Origin of the sequence: Leptospira noguchii serovar Panama str. CZ214 (genome assembly GCF_000306255.2) — a bacterium.
Classification (GTDB): domain Bacteria; phylum Spirochaetota; class Leptospiria; order Leptospirales; family Leptospiraceae; genus Leptospira; species Leptospira noguchii.
In genome coordinates this window covers 125,254-145,366 of sequence record NZ_AKWY02000020.1, presented here as the reverse complement: position 1 = coordinate 145,366, position 20,113 = coordinate 125,254, and the positions used below count along the sequence as shown (strand labels likewise).

At 38.7% G+C, this 20,113-nt stretch carries 20 protein-coding genes; 2 read left to right on the top strand and 18 right to left on the bottom strand.

Translation table 11 applies throughout. From position 1 onward, the window contains the following. Positions 1-46: 46 nt before the first annotated feature. From LEP1GSC059_RS09360 to LEP1GSC059_RS09270, 18 genes are all read right to left on the bottom strand, one after another. Positions 47-394, bottom strand: a complete 348-nt coding sequence (locus LEP1GSC059_RS09360; RefSeq protein ID WP_002152272.1) for an LB_289 family protein — start codon at positions 392-394, stop codon at positions 47-49. A 218-nt stretch (positions 395-612) separates the two neighbouring features. Next, on the bottom strand, positions 613-1,044 hold the full coding sequence (locus tag LEP1GSC059_RS09355) for an acyl-CoA thioesterase (RefSeq protein ID WP_002179942.1): 432 nt from the start codon (positions 1,042-1,044) through the stop codon (positions 613-615). Positions 1,045-1,047: 3 nt separating this feature from the next. After that, on the bottom strand, positions 1,048-1,770 hold the full coding sequence (locus LEP1GSC059_RS09350) for a Yip1 family protein (RefSeq protein ID WP_020980706.1): 723 nt from the start codon (positions 1,768-1,770) through the stop codon (positions 1,048-1,050). A 177-nt stretch (positions 1,771-1,947) separates the two neighbouring features. Next, positions 1,948-3,549 carry an FMN-binding glutamate synthase family protein gene (locus LEP1GSC059_RS09345; RefSeq protein WP_017213466.1) on the bottom strand — a complete coding sequence of 534 codons (1,602 nt, stop codon included), beginning with the start codon at positions 3,547-3,549 and terminating at the stop codon, positions 1,948-1,950. Between the two features lie 63 nt (positions 3,550-3,612). After that, on the bottom strand, positions 3,613-4,407 hold the full coding sequence (locus LEP1GSC059_RS09340; RefSeq protein WP_017213467.1) for a UDP-2,3-diacylglucosamine diphosphatase: 795 nt from the start codon (positions 4,405-4,407) through the stop codon (positions 3,613-3,615). A 508-nt stretch (positions 4,408-4,915) separates the two neighbouring features. Beyond that, positions 4,916-5,554 carry an energy transducer TonB gene (locus tag LEP1GSC059_RS09335; RefSeq protein ID WP_002179839.1) on the bottom strand — a complete coding sequence of 213 codons (639 nt, stop codon included), beginning with the start codon at positions 5,552-5,554 and terminating at the stop codon, positions 4,916-4,918. A gap of 21 nt (positions 5,555-5,575) precedes the next feature. Beyond that, positions 5,576-5,980: an ExbD/TolR family protein gene (locus LEP1GSC059_RS09330; RefSeq protein ID WP_000919048.1), complete on the bottom strand. Its 405-nt coding sequence runs from the start codon at positions 5,978-5,980 to the stop codon at positions 5,576-5,578. 94 nt (positions 5,981-6,074) lie between these two features. Continuing rightward, positions 6,075-6,689, bottom strand: coding sequence for a MotA/TolQ/ExbB proton channel family protein (locus LEP1GSC059_RS09325; RefSeq protein WP_002179917.1), 615 nt, complete (start codon positions 6,687-6,689; stop codon positions 6,075-6,077). Positions 6,690-6,766: 77 nt separating this feature from the next. Beyond that, positions 6,767-7,282, bottom strand: a complete 516-nt coding sequence (locus tag LEP1GSC059_RS09320) for a hypothetical protein (RefSeq protein WP_017213471.1) — start codon at positions 7,280-7,282, stop codon at positions 6,767-6,769. After that, positions 7,282-9,954, bottom strand: a complete 2,673-nt coding sequence (locus tag LEP1GSC059_RS09315; protein WP_017213472.1) for a TonB-dependent receptor — start codon at positions 9,952-9,954, stop codon at positions 7,282-7,284. The genes LEP1GSC059_RS09320 and LEP1GSC059_RS09315 overlap by 1 nt, the downstream gene beginning before the upstream one ends. An 8-nt stretch (positions 9,955-9,962) precedes the next feature. Further along, positions 9,963-10,409, bottom strand: a complete 447-nt coding sequence (locus tag LEP1GSC059_RS09310; RefSeq protein ID WP_036057397.1) for a hypothetical protein — start codon at positions 10,407-10,409, stop codon at positions 9,963-9,965. A 1-nt stretch (position 10,410) separates the two neighbouring features. Then, a complete protein-coding gene (locus tag LEP1GSC059_RS09305) occupies positions 10,411-11,010 on the bottom strand; it encodes a hypothetical protein (RefSeq protein ID WP_420323975.1) in 600 nt (199 codons plus the stop codon). Between the two features lie 246 nt (positions 11,011-11,256). After that, complete coding sequence (locus LEP1GSC059_RS09295) at positions 11,257-11,634, bottom strand: LIC20211 family lipoprotein (protein ID WP_020980674.1); 378 nt, start codon at positions 11,632-11,634, stop codon at positions 11,257-11,259. Positions 11,635-11,775: 141 nt separating this feature from the next. After that, positions 11,776-12,198 carry an energy transducer TonB gene (locus tag LEP1GSC059_RS09290; protein WP_017213477.1) on the bottom strand — a complete coding sequence of 141 codons (423 nt, stop codon included), beginning with the start codon at positions 12,196-12,198 and terminating at the stop codon, positions 11,776-11,778. A 44-nt stretch (positions 12,199-12,242) separates the two neighbouring features. Then, positions 12,243-13,295: a methylmalonyl Co-A mutase-associated GTPase MeaB gene (gene meaB, locus LEP1GSC059_RS09285; RefSeq protein ID WP_002180074.1), complete on the bottom strand. Its 1,053-nt coding sequence runs from the start codon at positions 13,293-13,295 to the stop codon at positions 12,243-12,245. A 13-nt stretch (positions 13,296-13,308) separates the two neighbouring features. Continuing rightward, complete coding sequence (scpA, locus tag LEP1GSC059_RS09280) at positions 13,309-15,507, bottom strand: methylmalonyl-CoA mutase (RefSeq protein ID WP_017213478.1); 2,199 nt, start codon at positions 15,505-15,507, stop codon at positions 13,309-13,311. Continuing rightward, the gene (locus tag LEP1GSC059_RS09275) at positions 15,504-17,384 is read right to left on the bottom strand and encodes a methylmalonyl-CoA mutase family protein (protein WP_017213479.1); all 1,881 of its coding nucleotides are present in this window, start codon (positions 17,382-17,384) and stop codon (positions 15,504-15,506) included. The genes scpA and LEP1GSC059_RS09275 overlap by 4 nt, the downstream gene beginning before the upstream one ends. 90 nt (positions 17,385-17,474) lie before the next feature. After that, complete coding sequence (locus tag LEP1GSC059_RS09270) at positions 17,475-18,455, bottom strand: TerC family protein (protein ID WP_002179758.1); 981 nt, start codon at positions 18,453-18,455, stop codon at positions 17,475-17,477. Between the two features lie 90 nt (positions 18,456-18,545). Between LEP1GSC059_RS09270 and LEP1GSC059_RS09265 the strand changes: the two genes are divergently transcribed. Together LEP1GSC059_RS09265 and LEP1GSC059_RS09260 are read left to right on the top strand one after the other, a co-directional pair. Next, positions 18,546-19,172: a lysoplasmalogenase gene (locus tag LEP1GSC059_RS09265; RefSeq protein ID WP_002179988.1), complete on the top strand. Its 627-nt coding sequence runs from the start codon at positions 18,546-18,548 to the stop codon at positions 19,170-19,172. A gap of 62 nt (positions 19,173-19,234) precedes the next feature. Then, the gene (locus LEP1GSC059_RS09260) at positions 19,235-20,113 is read left to right on the top strand and encodes a ferritin-like domain-containing protein (protein ID WP_020980719.1); all 879 of its coding nucleotides are present in this window, start codon (positions 19,235-19,237) and stop codon (positions 20,111-20,113) included.

The following is a 20,113-nucleotide window of genomic DNA, read 5'->3' as shown; positions in this document are numbered from 1 at the left end:
ATGAAATTACAAGCGAGTAAAGTGTTTATAAAAGAAGAAATCGGGATTAAACCTCGATTTCTTCCTCCGTTTCTTCGTTCATCAATTCTTTAAGTTCATTATATGCTTTTTCTTTTTCCTGAACTCCGGTTTTTTTGATGGCTTTGCGAAGTACGTTTTCCCATTGTTTTGCAGGAAGATTTGCTTGGATATCTTCTAAGAGTTCTAAAACTGCAATGTCGTCTCCCGTATTGAAGATTTCCGTAGCGTCATAACGAAAAAGCGCCGAAAGTTCGTCGATATAAACTCCAACACTACTTCCCTTGCCGGAGGCTAACCTCTTTTCTTGAAGCTGAACCTTTTTTTCTGCTTTGCGGAGATCTCTTTCTCTTCTTTCCAGTTCGGTGCGTTTCATAGAAAAACCCTCAAGTATAGCTAATAAGCCAGTTTTTTCCGAGGGCTTTTGATGTATAGGAGATTCCCCAAAAGCTCCCGACATAAAATGTAAAAATACTATCACTCTCTTATTTATAGACGGGGCAAACGATCGTTTTAATAACAAGATACTTTCTTAACGTCTAAATTATAAGTTACTAGAGTCGTTACAGTAGAAATATTTTTAGTTCGATTTCCTTAAGGAAAAATCTTTCTAAATCCATTTGGAAGAGCGCTTAACTTTCGAGTTGTATAATCCATAAATACAATTCCGGTCTTAGCTTCACAAATTACTTTGCCGTTGGCAGGCCCGTCTGCGTGAGTCATTCTATAGAAAATGTCGCAACCTTTTGGATTGAAATCTCCGGCGGTAATCTCTACTCGTACTTTATCTCGAAAAAATGCTTCTGCTTTATAAACGACCGCAATGTCTGTCATGATGATTCCTAGTCCTTCTACGTTGAGTTCGTTGTAGTTATGTTCTAGAAAGAATCTAGCTCTTGCTTCGTGAAGTAAAGAGATTACTCTGTCGTGGGCAAGATGATCGGCAAAGTTGACGTCGTAGATTCTTACGTCTAAATCTACGGACCAGATAAATTGATTTGGAAGTTCTAATTGAATTCTCGCCATGAATCATTCCTTTGTTGTTTTTGCTTTTTCCATTGCTTCTCGAATAATTTTTTCAACTGCTTCTGGTTTTATTTGCGGTTTTTCTTCTTTTGTAAGTGGTTTATGAAAATTGATATCCTCTCTAATCTTGTGGTCTTTTATGTACGAATCCATTTTAGAATATTGAAGATACAATAGAACAAGTGCAAACCCCGAAAGGACCACCATAGTTCTTTTGATTGGCGCTTGCAGATAAGAGGTAAGAGCCAAATAAAATAAAAAAGGAATGTATGCAGTAAAAATAATTCCAATTCCAAGCCCAAGATAAAAGTGAACGTATCCTCCAAAACTTTGAAAAAATAATGCAGCCCAGAATGTACTAAAGATTGCGGTACTAGCCCTAAAGTTTTTTTTCCAGTCCGTATTTCCTCCACAGATCCAAGAAAAAAACATATAAATAAAACCTAAAATAGGAAAAACAATAATACTAGAAATTAAATATGCCGCGGGCATTTCTAAAAATAACAAAGTTGAAGGAGGATTTAAAAATTCTTTTGGAGCAAACAGTGTCATTCCGATGACAGCGACTACGTATAAAAATCCCATATATACTAAACAACGAAGGTATAAAGAGATTAGAGATTCTTCAGAAGTTTTAGAAAGATTTTTAAAATAGGAAGCTGGTTTTATCAAAACGTCTCTGGCTTCTTCAATTGTGTTTGTAAAAGAAAACGAAAACTTGGACATAGGTTTATTTCACACAGGTTTTTTCTAGAAATCAATGTGGCAAGAGGAAAAGAAATTTGAATTCATTTTAAGTTTTAAATAGCACTGAGGTCTTTTTTAAAACTGAGGCTTTTAATTATTTTTCTACAAAATTATATCATAGTCCCGATTGATAATTTAATTTTTAAAATTCGGAGTTTATACAATTTTAGGATGTTCTTGTTTGCTGGTGCCTTGCATATATTCTTCCAAATAAGTGTGATCTGTATAATCTAACATTTTCGTAAAATGAACGTGGTCTCTTTCATAACCTAAAATCGTTTCTAAGGTTTTGAAAATATTGAGTCCCGCACTAATTTCAATATCGCTTCCTCTAAATTGAAGTGGATGTTCGTATCCGGCTGCGTGTGTAACTGAGAGGACTTCTTTTCTGAGTCCTTTGATATAATTTGCGTTTCGTTCCGCTTTGAGATCAATGTCTAAACCGGCTTGTAACCAACGATTCTGAGTGGCAACTCCTGCCGGACAGTGATCCGTATGACAACGTTGCGCTTGAATACAACCAATGGACATCATCGCTTCCCTTGCGACGTTGATCAAGTCACAACCCATGGCAAAGGCTACGATAGCTCTATCAGGAAATCCTAATTTACCACTTCCTATCCAGGCCATTCTTTCCGAAAGTTTCTCCTTTTGAAAGATCTGATAGACTCTTGCAAAACCCACCTTAAAAGGAAGAGAAACGTGATCCGCAAAAGCGAGAGGTGCCGCTCCGGTTCCACCTTCTCCTCCGTCTATAGTGATAAAGTCGGGACCTTTGTTGGTTTGTTTCATTCTTTCGGCGAGCTCGTTCCAGAAGTGGATTTCACCAATGGCGCTTTTAACCCCGACCGGAAGGCCACTTGCGGAATGAAGTCTTTCGATAAATTCGATCAATTCGTTTACGTTTCCAAACTCAGAATGTGCGTTAGGTGAAACACAATCTTTTCCTATAGGAACTCCTCGAATACTAGCAATCTGTTTTGTGACTTTTTTCCCGGGAAGAATTCCACCTTTACCCGGTTTGGCGCCTTGGGAAAGTTTGATTTCTATCATCCTTATTTGAGAATTTTCTTGAATTTTCTGGCCGAATACTTCTAAAGAAAAATTTCCTTTTTCGTCTCTTGCTCCAAAATACCCAGTCCCGATTTGCCAAACGATGTCTCCACCTAACTTGTGATAGGGGCTAACTCCACCTTCTCCTGTATTTTGATAACAATGAGCCATCATGGCTCCTTTGTTAAGAGCAGAGACTGCGTTTTTTCCAAGAGATCCGTAGGACATAGCGGAAATGTTTACGACGGAAGGAGGACGAAACGGTTTTTTACGGTTATGAAATTCACCGATAACCTTAAGACAAGGAATCATAGAAGTATCGTTTTTAAGATGTTTTACTTTCGATTCCGGAAAAGGAAACGCGCTGTGTTTAATAATTGGGTAACCCGCTTCGTATAAAAGTTCGGTCGTTCCAAATCCAAAGTTATTATTCTGTTTTTTTGCAGTCGCATAAACCCAAGAACGTTCCGCTCGATTGAAAGGCATTTCCTCCTTATCATTTGCAACCCAATATTGCCTAAGTTCGGGGCCGATCGTTTCGAATATATATCTGATTCTACCCACGAGAGGGAAGTTATGTTTAATTGTATGTCTTCTTTGAAAGATGTCGTGTAGAAGCGCAAAAAAAAGGTAAGCTCCAATTGTATAAAACAAGGAATACCAAGGATGTTCCGAAATAAATTGCAAGATCATAGAATTTTGCATCCGGCAATTCTGCACCTTTGGAAAGTGTTTCGCAAGAAATATTTTTACAGGAGTTAAAGATTCTTATTTGTGTTTGTAGACGAATTCTTTAGAAAATTCTCCCCGTTTATTCATTTTGGCTCCGATAAAACGAGAACCATCCTGTATAACAAAACTATTACTTTTTACCCAATCGCCCGTATTGATGATCTTTAGATGAGAGATACAAAGGAAATCATGGGTATGTCCGGAAATTAAAACACGATTTCCTTGGTGTGTGATTTTCGAAAGTCGCTTGTAGTATCCTAAAATTTCTTCCGTTGTATTTGGGTCTTGTCTGTTTAAATGTTTTTGGTAAAAAGCTTCTGAAAAACGAAAAAGGCTTGGAATAAGTAGTGCAATTATATGCAGAAAGCGTAATGTAAAAATGGAACCAATCCATGTAAAATGATTATACTGTCCTTGGTGTCCATGAATGGCAATCAGTAGATCATTTTCCGCTTTTTCACATATGTTCCAGTTTCTTTCTCTAAGATATTTTTCGATTTTAGGAGGTAGATTCATTAAATAAGAAGTAGAATCGTGATTTCCAACTACGTAAATTTTATTTCCGCCAAACACGGATAAGGTGTCTAACCTGTCGAAAAGTTTATTGAATTTTTTCTTGCTTCTTTTAAATTTACGAGAAGCGCTGAAAAACCAATTTTCTATAATATCTCCCACCAGATAAATGTTCTTAAAACGGATGTTTTTCTGATTTAAATAATCTAAAAATTGAAAAAGTTCTTTGTGTTTGTGAGATTTTATTTTTTTGTCTAGAAGATAGTGAACATCCGAAAGAAAGATTCCATCATAAATTTTGTTCTTTTCGAATTTCATCGGTAGATCGCTTTTAAATCAATCTGAATCGGGAAAGGACTTTAGTCAAACGATTCCGTATTTTACTTTAATCTTTTTGAAATCGAATACATACAGAATAGAATTTTTCGAAACAACAAAAATTGTTTGTAAGAGAAAATAATGACTTTTGTAAAATCCGAAGTAAATCCATTTGATATAGGTTTCTTGTATTTTAAAAAATCGGAATATTTTAATTTTTTAAATTAGATCGAGTTTAGTATTAGGAAATTGGAAAGATCAAAGAAAACTGAACTTATGAGTTGATTCGTAGAGATAGAAAATTCGGCATAAATTAACGTGAGTTCGGCATAACAAATGCGAAAGCGATTGTAGCGGAAATTCCGAAGGAATTGGAGCGAAAAGCGCGGTCGCGAGCCATTTTAACTATGAAATTTGCGAGCGATTCGCCCAATTTTCTTACGTCGAACTCACGTTAAATTATTGTTACTTCCTAAAGGTTATGTTCGATTATTAGGTTTTTTTAAAATCAGTCTTCTAGATTGAAAGAGATCGGAACCCGGTGAGACATTTTTGTGGGCCTTCCTTGTACGTATCCGGGACTCCAACGAGCCAGTTTTACGATCTTAAGCGCCGCTTCATCAAAACCGAATCCGGCCTTGCCCGAAGCGATTTTAGCCCCTTGTAAATTTCCGTGTTCGTCGATTTGGACTACTACTACAACTTGTTTAGAAACGATTCCTGCGGATTTTGCTTGAGCCGGAAAAAAATCTCTCAGATCAAAATCGATAATTGGAGTAGGAGTTTTATCTCCGTTGTAGGAAAATAAGTATCCGTCTTTATCTGTACCGTTTCCAGAAAGAGCATTTGGATTGAGATCTTCATCGATCGGATCTTCTGCGTTTTGATTAGAACCTTCTACCCATTCCTGTTTTTCAACAGGGGCTGGAGAAGTAGTCCCACCGATCAATTCGGGAGGAATTTCTTCTAGATCTACTTCTACGTTTGTATCTAAACCGTCCGAAGAAATTTCCTCCTCCGGAAGATAGGTTGCAATGAAATAGGCTCCAATTGTCAAAGAATGTAAAATAAAAGAAACGATCAGACAAAAACGAAAGAGTCCAAATTTTAGAATTCTCTGTTTGATTTCGGGAACGTTTACTACCATACGTAATCTCGACTATTTCGCTTAACGTTTTACCGAAAGCGCGATTTTAGTGACTCCCGCTTTGCGGATTACTCCCATCGTTTCTGCAATTTGTCCGTAGGGAAGAGAAGAATCGGCGGAAAGTGTTAGGCGCATATTAGGTCTGATTTTAGAATCCCTTTCGAGATGTGCCTTCAATCTTTCTATCGATATGTCCGATCCTTCTAAAAGAATTTTTCCGTCTTTGGTCAAAGCTACTTGAACCGACTGAGCCACGTTAGGATCTGCAGCTGCAACTTTCGGAAGATTGATATTGATGGATTCTTTTTTTAAGAAGTTTGCAGTTACCATAAAGATTACCAGAAGAACTAAAATCACGTCTACCATCGGAGTGATATTGATATTGCCTATTTCTTCTCCGTCGCCGGAGGGAGCAGAGCCTGCCATATTTGTGTTCTCCTTATCAGTTTTTATCCCTAGAGGATACTTAGTTTGAACTTTTGGACAAAATAAAATTAGATTTTTATAATGCTTTTTAAGTTTACTTCTTACGAGAAAGACTAGCAAGAAACTCTTTGGAAAGAATTTCTAAATTTGCCTGAATTACTTTAAGTTTACGAGTAAAATAATTATTTGCCATTACAACCGGAATGGCAACACCTAAACCGGCTGCGGTTGCCAGAAGGGCGGTCGAAATGCTTCTCATTACAAATTCTGCTCCAGTACTTCCTAAAGTTCCTAAACCATAAAACGCTTTGATCACACCTAAAACAGTACCTAAAAGACCAATGAATGGAGCGTTGTTTCCTAACGTGTTTAAAATTGGAAGATGATTTTCTAGTTCTACTCTTTCTCCGATGATTTTTCCTTCTTGTAATTCTGAAAGTGCTTCGTGACCTGCTTCGTAGTGTTCTGCTGAAAATTGAGAAAATTTTGCATATATGTTTCCTGGATTTTCGGAAGCGATAGACTTCACTCCAGAAAGATCGCCCTTTCTGATTTCAGAAGTTAAAACTGGAAGAATAGCTTCCGTATTTTTTAAACTTCTGCGAAAAATTAAAATCCTTTCAGTTCCTACCGCGAGAGCAACGATACTTGCAACGAGCATAACTATAAAAATGAAAGTCTCGCCGTATTCAACCAAAAACATTGTCATAATCTAAAATCCTCTAATATTCTTTATTTTCTAAAAGTGACGTCAAAGTCACTCAGTTTTCTAATCATTTATTTCGTTCAAAGCCCCGAAACGCTTGTGCATGTTTTTGTACATCCAAATGTTGCCGTTGATAATCCCATAATCTGAGAACCTCCGTCTTCTCCACAGGTTCCCGCAGAATTTTTATTTGTCCAATAAGAGCGATTACAATCCATTACACACGCTTGTGCTCTACTTGTATATTTTACAAACGTGGGAGAATGAATCAAACTATCACAATAACTTTGATACGATTCTAATGAAGAATCTCCTCCGCTGAATAAACTTACAATTGTTGCCTCGGAAAGTGGAGTGGGTAGATCGGGGGCTTGGTTCAAACAAATCTGCGCGGCCTGTAAAGCGTCGATACAGGATCGGATTGGATCGGTGGGAGGTAAAAGTAAATACTGGAGTATTACTCTCTTTTCGTTATCCCGATTGAAACTATCGTCTTCGTTAGGAAGGCTACAATTTAAAATGAGATAGAAAAAGATCAAAGCAGAAGTAAAATTTTGAATTGATTTTTTTATGGCTTTAAATGGATTTTTTTTCATTAAAACTTCACCTCGATTCCCATATTAAAGAAAGGAATGATCGCTCCTCCTGGTAAAGTAAGCGTTCCAAATGTAGGATTTGGTTTTGGATTGGTCGCTGAATAAGGTCGAGTAACGTCAAAATTTTCACCGGAAACATTTTCTCTCATATATACGTTGATGATTTCTAAAAACGTATTTACATAACCCCATTCGTAATTTAAGAATTTGTCGATTCGAATGTCAAATCTATGATAGTCTTTCAGACGTTTTGAATTGGTATATTCGGCAAGATAAGGATTGTTACCAGAAATAGGTACCCAAATCGTTTGATTGTTTGAAGGATTACTGAATTTTCCACCGTCATCCCCTACAATCGGAGTGATTGGTGTAGAGGTCAAGTAAGACCATCTCGCGCCAAATTGCCAGTCCTGACTGAATCTCCAACCAAAAACTAAATTGATAATATGAGTACGATCATAATCGTATAAAGTTTCCTTAGAGTTTGGAAACGTCTGTGCGACCAGTCTTTGTTCTGGACCTGTGGCGGCTTGTGCCATAACACCATCTGGTTTATAAATATTAGGGTTTCTGAATGTTTGAGACCAGGTATAAGAAATCCAACCAAACCAATCTTTTTTTCCGGGAGTTGTAGTTTTACGAATTACTAATTCGTAACCTCTGGAATGCCCGGTTCCGTTATTAGAATAAGTGAGAGGTTTGTTCAGGACATAGGGTTGTGTAATCCTGCCGTACTGATCCGGGTTAGTGCCAATTATTTCCGTGATATAAGGATCGGTGACAATTAAATTGGAGAATTCTTGTTTAAAAACTTCTCCTTTAATTTGCCATTCGGAAGTGACTTGATGATCAATTCCACCGCCGTATTTAAACGCTTTTTGAAACTTCAAGTGAGGGTTTCCACTTTGTTCAGAAAATCGAGTATCTAATGGAAAATTAAAATGATTTCCTGCACCACCGAACACAGTGGTTCCTTTGAGTACACCTTGTTCGAATTTATAAGACACTTGTGTTTTAGGACCGAGCGCACCGTTTTTAATATAAGGAATATAATCGTATCTTGCACCAGGTTCGATTAACAGTCCGCCGAATTTGATTTTCATCGTAGTATAAGCGTTGTAATATTTACTTTGTACTCGGTTCGTATCCGCAACAGTTTTGAAATCCGGACTTGTGGTATCATAAGGATTTGGATCTGGGTTATTCGGATCTGTTTGTTGAACCGTATTTCCGGTAGTTTTGTAATTTAAAAAACGGAGTTCGGAACCAAATTCCAAAGTGAAATGTTTATTGGGGTCCCAGGATGCGTCTTGTCTGATTCCGTTGTAAGCACCGCTGGCCCTTTGTTTTGCTTTGATAGAACCAAAAGAAACATTAAAATCTACAAATGGATCATAACTAATCAGTGTGATTCGATTATTGAATTTTTCAGAAGGTCTCCAAGTATAACGAAAAGCTTGAGTACGATACCCTTGCCCCGCGGAAAGATTTCCTCCAGCGAATGCAGCTAATTCATCTTTTGTAGGATCGTTTTGCCGTTTCGCAGGAGGGTCGGCGGCAAAATCGTCTTTTGCAGTTAAGGAATAAAATGAAATCTGATGTTGATCGTTGAAGTTATAAACCATTTTCACTTGAGAATCTGTGTAACGTGGAAGACGTATCCCTTCTGGAAGAAGGCTACTTCCGGAAACCGTTCCTAAGGTTTCAAATGTTTTGTCGATATAACCGACTTTAACGGCGCCGAGTATATAACCTTTTCCATTGGCAAACGTAGTTTGATAGTTCGCGGAAGCAGCCCAAAGCGAGGTCAAAAAATTTCCACTGGATCGCTCCACTTTATCGGGTGATTCAATTTCGATGACCCCTCCGAGAGCGTTGTTGAAATTTGCTGGAAGAACTCCTGTATAAACGTCCATGGATTTGATTAGGTTTCCATTGATTGTAGCGGTTAATCCATCAAAGTGGAATGGATACAACATAGGTAAATCATCATATAGATAAAGATTTGTATTTGGATCGGCACCACGAAAAGAATAATTATTAGCGCCTCCTCCAAACGCGGCAACTGGAACGACTCCAGGAATAGTTTCTATAGAACGAAGTGGTTCGCCGAACGTTCCAGGCATACGTTTGATTTCTTCAAAACGCAACTTCGTACGAGACATGAGCTGTTTTTCTTTTTCTCCGGTTACGTTAATCGTACCTTTGGACATACTTTCGCTGAATTTTGCAGATTCATCCGTATATAAAATTACAAGTTCTTCTCCTTCTCCAATTTCCTGACGAATTTCTTGAAATCCAACATCTCTTAAAATACGAAATGTATATGTACCGGGAGAAGGAACTACAGCTTGAAAGTAACCTTCCGAATCGGTCTGGTAGAATTTTTTAGTTTCGGAAATTCGCACTGAAACGTTTGCATCTCCTAAATTTTTACTACGGGAAAGGACACGAGCACGAAAGGTAACTTCGGCAAAAATTGGAGTTGTAAGAAAAATGAGGAATAGAAAAGGAATTCGACTAAACGGTGTTAAAGATTGTTTGTCTTGATTATAATTTATAAGAAACAACTCGCTAAATTTAAGAAATATCTTTTTAAAATTTTCATTCTTTGTAAACTTTTTGGTCGGGCGGATGAAAAGAAGGATCCATATGTTTCTAATGATTTTCATCGTTTGCCTTATTGTATTTTAGTTTTTACGAATACTTCTTGGAAGTTTATATACCAAGGAATTTCGCCGAGAGGTTCTTCTACGTAAATTAGAACACAAGCAAAAGGATACGAAACAAAAGGACATTCTGATCGGGTGATCGCAATTGTACATAAGTCTAAATTTCTTTGTTGTACGTCTTCTACAACAATTGGCATTGGAACTGGAATTGGAGTCCCGCATTTATTGCTTAAATAATTGGCCGCCGCATAAATTTGACTTTGGGAATCGCTTGCAGAAACCACTTCCGGTCTCACACAATTTTGAGAAAACGATAGTAGGATTAATGTATAAACAAATCCAAAAAGAAAATGTTTTCGTTTTTGTATGGAATTCTTTTTTGCAAAAAAAGAATTAAAGAATTGGAATATTGTTTTTTCAGAATTTAGGGCAAATTCTAAAGAATATTTGAACATACTAGTCCTTCTTTTTCCCATCCACTGAAATCCCTCCTGAATCGGATGGACGTTTTCCTCCGCCTACGGAGATTCCTCCTGAAGAAGGATTTGAATTTTGTTTTTCATCTTGTGTGGGAGACTTCGATTCAGCTTCTTTTTTAAGTTGTTCTTCCAGTTTTAATCTTTCGGATTCTTCCTTATTTCCAATTACTTTTCCTTTCACTTTCAAAACGGAAACAGTTCCTAAAGGAAACATAACGTGTGTTTCGTGCCAAACTTTTATGTTTACTATACCTCTTCCTCCTGGAACTTTTTGAACCGCCTGGCTGATCGCATAATCGATGCTAATCGGGTTTGTGATCGGAATCATTCCTAAGATAAAAAACGTAGAAGATTCTCCTTCCGAATCTTCTAAAAGGTCGTATGTGGAAGTTCGAATGATAGTAGCGGAATCGTAAAGAGCGGGCGCACGAACCCTCCCGCCTGGTTCAAATAAGGTGGCTCCCATACAATTTCCAAAAACAGAAAAAAATAAAATGAGCAAAAACCAAAGTAGAAAAGAGTAATGGTGCAAGGGGGAACACTTAGAGACTATGGATTTGATCATAACTTTGTTCATAAGTTCAAAGAATTTGAAAGAAGAAACTTTTACTGTAATTTTCAAATGAATTCTATTTGCGAAGAGTATAATTTTTTAATAGAGAAAAGTCTTTTGGATTTATGAAACTTCTTCCATGTAAAATCAAGTTGAGCGGCCAATTTTACAGATAATTGTAACATTTTTAATAATTTAATTTCTCGATCTAAACAACCTGCAGATTTTGTAATGGACTGTTCTTCTTGAGAAAGAAGTAATGCAACTTTGTTATTTTCTTTTTTTACCGCTTTGATCATTGGGCTGGTCCTCAAATTTGATCGCTTCCGCGTTGATATGTAGCCTATTAACCGTAACGAATAATAATATATATTTGTCGGTCCAATAACGGATATTGATCAGAGCGTCCGCTTCTTTTTCGGTCAACATAAAAGTGACTAACTTATCGATTGGTGGTTCGGAAAGTGGAAATCCTACAATGGCTATGTCTATTGTATTCCAAGTTTTATGTCCTTCTACGGGACCAATGACTTTGTATTTACGGTCTGTTACTGGAATATTACTCGTTGCAATTCCTGCTGAGGAAGTTGCACAATCAAGAATGATGAACGAAACAAAAAATAAGATGAGAATTTGAAAAACTTTCACGATATCTCATTTTCAGAAAGGAATGACAATCTCATAGAAAAAAAGTTTCCAAATCGAGAAAAAATAAAATAGAAAACTGATTTAAATTTGGCGGGTTTATGCGGAACTTTTGTAGTTTCTATTTGGTCCAATAAATCTGTTTTATTCAAGTTTAAAATGGATCGGAACCCTGTGATGGGTCTTAACGGGTTTTCCGTTTAAGATGCCTGGTTTCCAACGCACCTTTTCGACTATTTTTATAGCTGCCTCGTCAAATCCAAAACCAATTTTTTCGGAGGCGATCTTTGCACTTCGTAAGTTTCCTTCCTCGTCGATTTGGACTTTCACTACTACGATTTGATTCAATCTACCCGCTTTTTTGGCTTCAAGAGGAAAGTATTCCCGAAGATCAAATTCGATGATTGGAGCAGGGGACTTATCAGCGTTATACGAATACAAATAACCCTTCGAATCAGAATCGGGAGCATTGAGATTGATCGGAATCTCCGCAACTGTTTTACAATTCCCTAAAAACAGAATAAGAAGTTGTAGAAGAGAAAGCCCGATGCCGGTAAAGAATTTCATAATAATCTAAAACCTGTTTTTCAATTGTTTGATACAAAAAGCCTTCACCGAATTCGCTTTCTATATTCTTGGATCAATTTTTCAGCGGCTTGAAAAGAACTGATTTTATGTTCGCTTACCTTGGATTCCATATCTAAATAAAGATCTTTCATTTTAGTATAAAAATCTCCCATCAGATGTTCGGACACGGTCTCCTCTAACCAATATTTAGATTGATTGGTTCTGCGAATTTCGAAGTGACCATTTAACTTTAAAACTTTCTCATATTCTAATATTTGGTTCCAGATTTCAGAAATTCCTTTCCCCGAAAGAGAAGAACACGAAAGAACTTTCGGAATCCATCCGTTTTCATTTTTTGGAAAAAAATGAATTGCGGATTGTGTTTCAATTTTAGTTCGTTCTGCTTTTGTTGTGTTGTCTCCGTCTGCTTTTGTAATGGCAAATAAATCTGCCATTTCCATAATTCCTCGTTTGATTCCTTGTAGTTCGTCCCCTGCGCCTGCAATCAGTAATAATAAAAACAAATCCACCATAGAATGAACCGCGGTTTCGGATTGTCCGACTCCTACGGTTTCCACAAAGATCGTATCAAAACCCGCGGCTTCGCAGAGATAGATCGTTTCTCTCGTTTTACGCGCAACACCTCCTAAAGAATCTCTGGAAGGAGAAGGTCGGATAAAAGCGGATTCGTTTCTGGAAAGTTCCGACATTCTCGTTTTGTCTCCGAGAATACTTCCTCCTGAAATTTGACTGGAGGGATCGATTGTAAGCACTGCTAATTTTTTTCCTTGAGAGATTACGTGCATTCCGAAGGATTCGATAAATGTACTTTTACCTACACCTGGAATTCCTGTAATTCCGATTCGGATTGATTTACCGGAATGGGGGAGGCAAGCGTTTATAATATTTTCTGCAAGTTCTTTATGATCGGCACGCGCACTTTCGACGAGTGTAATTGCTCTGGCAAGTATCACTCTGTCTCCGGAAAAAATTCCCTGTAAAAATTCTTCCTGAGAAGGAAGCGCTCTATTCACTCTTCCGGGTTGCTGGCGTATTGCGCTTTCAGGAGGAATCCCGGATTTTTCTCCATCGCTCAAATCTGTTCCTTCCTTAAACTTTTGTTTTCAAGTTTTCTAAATCTTGAATGAGAAGTTTTACAATATCTGCGGCCGCCTTGGAAATTTTAGTTCCAGGTCCGAAAATTCCGGTGACCCCCGACTTGTAAAGAATATCATAATCTTGTTGTGGAATTACTCCACCGGCAATGACCATAATATCTTCTCTTCCTAATTTTTTTAGTTCTGCAATAACTTGAGGCACGAGTGTTTTGTGTCCCGCGGCCAAACTAGAAACCCCTAAAATATGTACGTCGTTTTCTACGGCTTGTTTTGCTGCTTCTCCGGGAGTTTGAAAGAGAGGTCCTATATCTACGTCAAATCCCATGTCCGCAAAACTTGTAGAAATTACTTTCGCACCTCGGTCATGTCCATCTTGTCCCATTTTAGCGATCATAATTCTAGGACGACGTCCTTCGAGAGTCGCAAATTTGTCCGAAAGTTCTTTGGCTCTTTTAAAATCGGGATCGTCCTCGATCTCGGAAGAATAAACTCCCGAAATAGAACGAATCGTTGCTTGGTATCTTCCAAATACTTTTTCCATAGCGTATGAAATTTCGCCGAGAGTCGCGCGTTTACGAGCGGCGTCCACTGCAAGAGCGAGTAGGTTTCCTTCTCCTCCTGCGGCACATTTTGTAATCGCTTCGAGCGCGGAGTTTACGTCTGAGCTGTTTCGATTTTTCTTTAACTCCTGAAGTCTGCGGATCTGAGATTCGCGAACTGCAGTATTATCGATATCTAATATGTCTAATGGTTTTTCTTCGACGGCCTTGTATCGATTGACCCCTACGATGACGTCTCTGCCGGAATCGATCTTTGCCTGTTTGCGGGCTGCGGCTTCTTCGATTCTCATTTTAGGAATTCCAGTTTCAATTGCCTTTGCGATTCCGCCTAACTTTTCTACCTCTTCGATGAGTTCCCAGGCGCGGTGCGCGAGAGAATGAGTCAGCGCTTCCACGTAATAAGAACCGCCCCAAGGATCTACGACACGATGAATGTTCGTTTCTTCCTGCAAAAAGATCTGAGTGTTTCTTGCAATTCTCGCGGAAAAGTCCGTAGGAAGAGCGATCGCTTCGTCGAGTGCGTTCGTGTGAAGTGACTGCGTGTGACCCAACGCGGCGGCTAATGCTTCGATACAAGTTCTTGCTACGTTGTTGAACGGATCTTGTTCGGTCAAACTCCAACCCGAAGTCTGACAGTGTGTTCGGAGCGCGAGAGATTTTAAATTCTTAGGATTGAATTGTTTTACGAGTTTGGCCCAAAGAAGACGACCGGCGCGCATCTTCGCAATTTCCATAAAGTGATTCATTCCGATCGCCCAAAAAAAAGACAAACGAGGCGCGAACGTGTCCACGTCCATTCCTGCTTTGATTCCGGTTCTGAGATATTCGAGACCGTCTGCGAGAGTGTAGGCGAGTTCTATGTCGGCTGTTGCTCCCGCTTCCTGCATGTGATAACCCGAAATCGAAATCGAGTTGAACTTAGGCATAAAGTCCGAAGTGTATTTGAAAATATCGGCGATGATTTTCATCGAAGGAGCGGGCGGATAGATGTATGTATTCCGCACCATGAACTCTTTTAGAATATCGTTTTGAATTGTGCCTGAAAGTTTGTCCGCGCTTACACCTTGCTCTTCCGCGGCTACAATATAAAAAGCTAATATAGGAATCACAGCTCCATTCATCGTCATCGAAACAGACATTTGATCTAATGGAATTTGATCAAAAAGAATTTTCATGTCGAGAATCGAATCGATCGCAACTCCTGCCTTGCCCACGTCTCCGACTACACGTTCGTGATCGGAATCGTAACCTCTGTGAGTCGCTAAATCGAAAGCGACGGAAAGACCCTTTTGTCCTGCGGCTAAGTTTCTACGATAGAATGCATTCGATTCTTCAGCTGTGGAGAAACCGGCATATTGACGAATGGTCCAAGGTTGTTGAACATACATTGTGGAATACGGTCCACGTAAATAAGGAGGAATTCCAGCTACGAAGTCTAGGTGTTCCATTCCCGCGAGGTCTTCTGCGGTATAAACCGGTTTGACCGGAATTTTTTCGGGAGTATTCCAAAGAGCTTGTTCGATTGAACTTAAACCTAAATCTCCTAAGGCAGATTTTTCCCAATCAGATTTGGAAACCTTTCCGTTTTCCTGTGGTGCATAACGTTGGCGATCAAAACTAGGGCGTTTCATTGGATGTCCAGCCTTTTCTGAATCAGTTTCAGAGTTTCTAAATGTTGAGATTTAACGTGGATAAAAAATTCAATTCCATTGGATTTAAGAGAGTCGATTTGTTCTGTCGGATTTCCAGCTACGATTCCGATCAAATTTGGATTTTGTTTTTTAAATATTCCGAAAGTAGAATTTACAAAACCGGAAACTTCCTCGTCACTAGTACAGAAAACCACGATATCTGCGTTTGTTTCTTTTAAACCTTGTAGTGCTTCTACCGGTGTCGCATAACTTCCTGGATCTACTACTTTATAACCAGCGCAGGCCAAAAAGTTTTGAGAGAAAATGGCTCTTGCTTTTTTCATTTTGAGATCCCCCATCGGCAAAAGAAGAACGGTAGGAGTTTTACCCGATTTTTTTGTGAACGCTTCGGTTTTTAGACGAATCTCTTCGATTCCGGCTCCGGCGCGGAACTCTGAAATTTTTTCGCAAGTGATTTCACCCGCGACGCTTTCGATGTCGCCTAACGTTTTATTTTGGTTGAGTTCGACAACACGATCTTCTCCGTTCGGGAATTGATTGGTTCCAAGAAGAATCTCTTTACGATTTGCAAGATTCTCCTCTTTTTTCTTTCTGGATTCGGAAATCTTTTTTTGAATGATTCCTTTTTGAACAGCTTCCAAAAATCCGCCTGCGGATTCGATCTCACAAAAAATTTCCCAAGCCTTTTTGGTGATCGAATCGGTAAGAGATTCGAGATAATACGAACCCGCGGAAGGATCTACAACCTTGTCCACGTGCGACTCGTGTTTCATCAAAAGTTGAATATTGCGCGCGATTCGCAGAGAAAAAGAATCTCCCGTTTTCAAAATGCTGTCGTAAGAAGAAACGCTGATTACTTCACAACCTCCGATTGCAGCGGACATCGCTTCGGTGGTTGCACGAAGCATATTCACGTTCGGATCATAAGCGCTATAGTTGTAACGACATGTCTGCGCGCTTAAGAATGCATGTGAAGAAGATTCTTCCTTAGGTCCGAACTCTTTTATGATTTCGGCCCAAAGAATTCTCGCCGCGCGGAACTTTGCAATTTCCAAAAAGTAATCCGGGCCGATGGAAAATTCAAACATCAACTGGGAAGCGATCGTGTCCACAGACATCCCCGTTTCTCGAAGCTGTTGCACATATTCGCAAGCAGCAGATAACGTAAACGCAAGTTCTTCGGAGATCGTGGAGCCTGCATCTCGGAATGTGGAGGAAGTTACCGACAAACCTCTGTAATGCGGCCAAGAAGATGCAAATGTTCCTAAAATTTCTTTTAATGCTGCAATAGAATGTTTTCCGGATCTTCCATGTTTTAGTAGAATTCGAAATGGATCGTATCCGAGTCCGCCTACGAGAATCTTATTTTTTGGAAGCCAAGAAAAAATTTCCGGAGAACGTTCTTCTGCAATGAAGTGTAACGTCACTTGATCAAAAGGAAGCCCTTGGATCAACGCTTCTAAGTCCTTGGAAGAATTTACCGGAATTCCTTTTTGAGGAGAAGTTTTGTTTTCGATGATAAATCCGATCGCAGTGACTCCGTTAGACGCTGCTTCTTTTGCTAGTTGGTTGGCTTCGGCGATGCTCGACGAATCGAAGTTTTGGCGAATACTCCAGTCGGAAACGAGTTTGCGAGTGGATCTTGCAAAAGGAAAGGTTCCCGGAAGATTGGAAGTCAGCCACTGTTTGTCTACAATATCGTCTTTGGTATATATTGGTTGGATTTTAAATCCTTCCGCGGTTTCCCAAACTAACTTTTTCTCAAAGTCTGCGCCCTTGAGATCTTTTTGGATGAGTGCAATCCAGGCTTCCCGATCTATGGGAGGGAAGTCGGTAAATAGCTTTTGATCGGCCATGTTTGTTGTTCTCTAATTTTTGAGAGGATTTGGTTGAGGTTCCTTTCTAGGGAACTTTGTAATACTTTGGTGTAAAGTCAAAAACCCGTTTCAATTCTCCTTTTTGATTTTGAGGTAATGAGGAACCGAAGCAAGGATCGAAAGGGTAAGCGTTCCCAAGATGACTCCTAAAGAAAGCAAAATTGGAATGTGGATTTCGTGTCCAAAAATATAAGGGGAAACAAGTGGAAGAAGCAATTTAATTCCTACAAAGGCAAGAAGAATTGAAACTCCTTTTTTAAGAAAAATGAACAGTTCCATCACGCCCGAAAGCATAAAGAATAAAGAACGAAGTCCTAAAATTGCAAATATGTTCGATGTATAAACGATAAACGCGTCCGTAGTGATTGAAAAAATCGCGGGGATAGAATCGAGCGCAAATAGAATGTCGCTGAATTCCACGACTAACAGAGTCACAAAAGTGGAAGTAAAAAGATACTTTCCGTGTTCTAAAACTACGAATTTTTCGGGATGATATATTTGGCTGAGAGGAAGAATTTTTTTCGCGAATTGAATTATCAAAGAAGATTCAGGATCAAAGTCTTCCTCTTCTTGATGTGCGAACATTTTTACGGCCGTATATAAAAGAAGAATTCCGAATAAATATAAAATCCAGTGAAACTGAGAGATGAGCCCCGCGCCTATAAAAATCATAATCGCTCTAAAGATCAAAGCGCCTATGATTCCCCATTTTAAAATCAAGGGCTGATACTGAGGTGTTACTCTGAATTTCTGAAAGATCATGATAAAAACGAAGAGGTTATCCACAGAAAGAGAATATTCTAAAAGATAACCGGCGATAAACTCAAGTGCTTTGGTTTTACCTCGAGTTGGGTCCTCTGGAAGTGGATCCATAAAGTAAATCAAAATACTAAATGAAATTGCAAGACTGAACCAGAAGAGAGACCAATAGATTGAATTTTTGAGAGGGATTTTATGAGCTCTTTTATTGAGAACGAATAGATCTAAATAGATGAGAAAACCTAAAGCTAACGTAAATATGACGATTAAGATCCATTCTCCAAAACCCATAGTCCCTCGATTGTTTTCCCGATTCTTTGATGACAAAAGTTCCCGTTCTTTACAAAATTACAATCGCAATTCCCATCAAAGAAGGCCACTATGATTTTAATCTTATTTTGTACTGCGTCCGTTGTTCATTTACTCGTTTTATACTTTGTGCCGGATAACGTTACTCTGAAAATAGGAAGTAAAATCGCACCCATTCTAGTTTTGATTTTTTTCTCTTTTTTAGAAGGGAATTGGAAAAGAAAGGGTGGTAAATTTATTTTTGTAGGTCTGATCTTTTCTTTATTTGGAGACGCGTTTTTAAGTGTTCCCGGAAATTATTTTGTTTTCGGACTTGGCTCTTTTTTAATAGCTCAAATATTGTATTCGATCGGCTTTTCAGTCGGGAATCCGATTCATATCGTTCGAGCCATTCCTTATTTCGTATTTGGAATTTCGTTTTACCTTTGGATTTTTTCGGGAATTGGAACTTCTTTGTATATTCCCGTCGGAGTGTATGTGACTGCAATTTGTGTAATGGGCTGGAGATCCGTTTCTAGAGAATGTTCTAAGTCTGAACTCTGGAAATCCTTAGCGGGTTCTTTGCTTTTTATTTTATCGGATAGTCTCATTGCTACTAGAAAGTTTACTACAATTCCTATTCCTTGGATCGGAGTTTGGATCATGTCGACTTACTACGCTGCTCAATTTCTCATTTATGAATCTGTGGAAGAAAATTAAATAATTATTGATTCGGTCCGTAACCTAACTAAGATTGCAATGAAATCGGGAGGAATCTTATCATGAATATTAAACCTTTGAAAGAAACGACTTTTTTAGAAGCGGTTGCAGCGGCGATTCAGCACGAAAAGGATTACTTCGAATTTTATATGAGTACGTATGAAAAACTTTCTCCCGGAGATACGAAGGAACTTTTCGAAAGACTCGCGGAAGAAGTGGACGATCATATTAAATTTATTACAGAGTTGTATGAACAAGCAGAGGGATCCGAGCTTCCAAATCTAAAACAACTTGCTGCGATTCATAAATTCCACGATTCGACTCTTCAAAAACTGATGAACAAAGTGGAAAGAACCATTTCTGGTCCTGGAACTAAGGATGCGCATGAGGCGCTTGAGTTGGCCATTCGTGAAGCGGAGAACGCGGTTTCTTTTTACGAAAAACTTGCAAACAAGTTTGAAGATGTGAATATCAAATCTCTTTTTACAAAATTAAGAGATTATAATCAAAACTACCAATCTCTTCTGGAAACTGAGTTAAACGGTTTGGATCAATCTCAATCCGGTTCTGGACAAGGAACTTTTTTCTGGGATGAACAGGCAGAAGAAGTGGCAAAGGCAGAATCTAAACCTGTAAGAACCACTTCCACATCTAAAAAACCGAGTCCTACAACTTCTACTCCAAAAACTACATCTGTTACAACTACTAAGTCTGCGCCAAAACAATCTGCTACGACAACAACCGTAAAAAAAACGGCTCCGGCTCCTAAAAAAGTAGAGAATAAAAAACCGATAGCGAAGAAAGCTACTCCTAAGAAAAAGGCAGCGGTAAAAAAAGCAGGAGTCAAAAAAAAGGCAATAAAACCTAAAAAGTCTGTGAAGAAGGTAAAAAAAGCTGCTCCTAAAAAGAAAACGTCCGCAAAATCTAAGAAAAAAAGGTAA

What these genes read in the sequence shown, in the direction of transcription:
- LEP1GSC059_RS09360 (WP_002152272.1), bottom strand. Translation starts at nt 394, where the DNA reads ATGAAACGCACCGAACTGGAAAGAAGAGAAAGAGATCTCCGCAAAGCA.
- LEP1GSC059_RS09355 (WP_002179942.1), bottom strand. Translation starts at nt 1,044, where the DNA reads ATGGCGAGAATTCAATTAGAACTTCCAAATCAATTTATCTGGTCCGTA.
- LEP1GSC059_RS09350 (WP_020980706.1), bottom strand. Translation starts at nt 1,770, where the DNA reads ATGTCCAAGTTTTCGTTTTCTTTTACAAACACAATTGAAGAAGCCAGA.
- LEP1GSC059_RS09345 (WP_017213466.1), bottom strand. Translation starts at nt 3,549, where the DNA reads ATGCAAAATTCTATGATCTTGCAATTTATTTCGGAACATCCTTGGTAT.
- LEP1GSC059_RS09340 (WP_017213467.1), bottom strand. Translation starts at nt 4,407, where the DNA reads ATGAAATTCGAAAAGAACAAAATTTATGATGGAATCTTTCTTTCGGAT.
- LEP1GSC059_RS09335 (WP_002179839.1), bottom strand. Translation starts at nt 5,554, where the DNA reads ATGGTAGTAAACGTTCCCGAAATCAAACAGAGAATTCTAAAATTTGGA.
- LEP1GSC059_RS09330 (WP_000919048.1), bottom strand. Translation starts at nt 5,980, where the DNA reads ATGGCAGGCTCTGCTCCCTCCGGCGACGGAGAAGAAATAGGCAATATC.
- LEP1GSC059_RS09325 (WP_002179917.1), bottom strand. Translation starts at nt 6,689, where the DNA reads ATGACAATGTTTTTGGTTGAATACGGCGAGACTTTCATTTTTATAGTT.
- LEP1GSC059_RS09320 (WP_017213471.1), bottom strand. Translation starts at nt 7,282, where the DNA reads ATGAAAAAAAATCCATTTAAAGCCATAAAAAAATCAATTCAAAATTTT.
- LEP1GSC059_RS09315 (WP_017213472.1), bottom strand. Translation starts at nt 9,954, where the DNA reads ATGAAAATCATTAGAAACATATGGATCCTTCTTTTCATCCGCCCGACC.
- LEP1GSC059_RS09310 (WP_036057397.1), bottom strand. Translation starts at nt 10,409, where the DNA reads ATGTTCAAATATTCTTTAGAATTTGCCCTAAATTCTGAAAAAACAATA.
- LEP1GSC059_RS09305 (WP_420323975.1), bottom strand. Translation starts at nt 11,010, where the DNA reads ATGAACAAAGTTATGATCAAATCCATAGTCTCTAAGTGTTCCCCCTTG.
- LEP1GSC059_RS09290 (WP_017213477.1), bottom strand. Translation starts at nt 12,198, where the DNA reads ATGAAATTCTTTACCGGCATCGGGCTTTCTCTTCTACAACTTCTTATT.
- scpA (WP_017213478.1), bottom strand. Translation starts at nt 15,507, where the DNA reads ATGAAACGCCCTAGTTTTGATCGCCAACGTTATGCACCACAGGAAAAC.
- LEP1GSC059_RS09275 (WP_017213479.1), bottom strand. Translation starts at nt 17,384, where the DNA reads ATGGCCGATCAAAAGCTATTTACCGACTTCCCTCCCATAGATCGGGAA.
- LEP1GSC059_RS09270 (WP_002179758.1), bottom strand. Translation starts at nt 18,455, where the DNA reads ATGGGTTTTGGAGAATGGATCTTAATCGTCATATTTACGTTAGCTTTA.
- LEP1GSC059_RS09265 (WP_002179988.1), top strand. Translation starts at nt 18,546, where the DNA reads ATGATTTTAATCTTATTTTGTACTGCGTCCGTTGTTCATTTACTCGTT.
- LEP1GSC059_RS09260 (WP_020980719.1), top strand. Translation starts at nt 19,235, where the DNA reads ATGAATATTAAACCTTTGAAAGAAACGACTTTTTTAGAAGCGGTTGCA.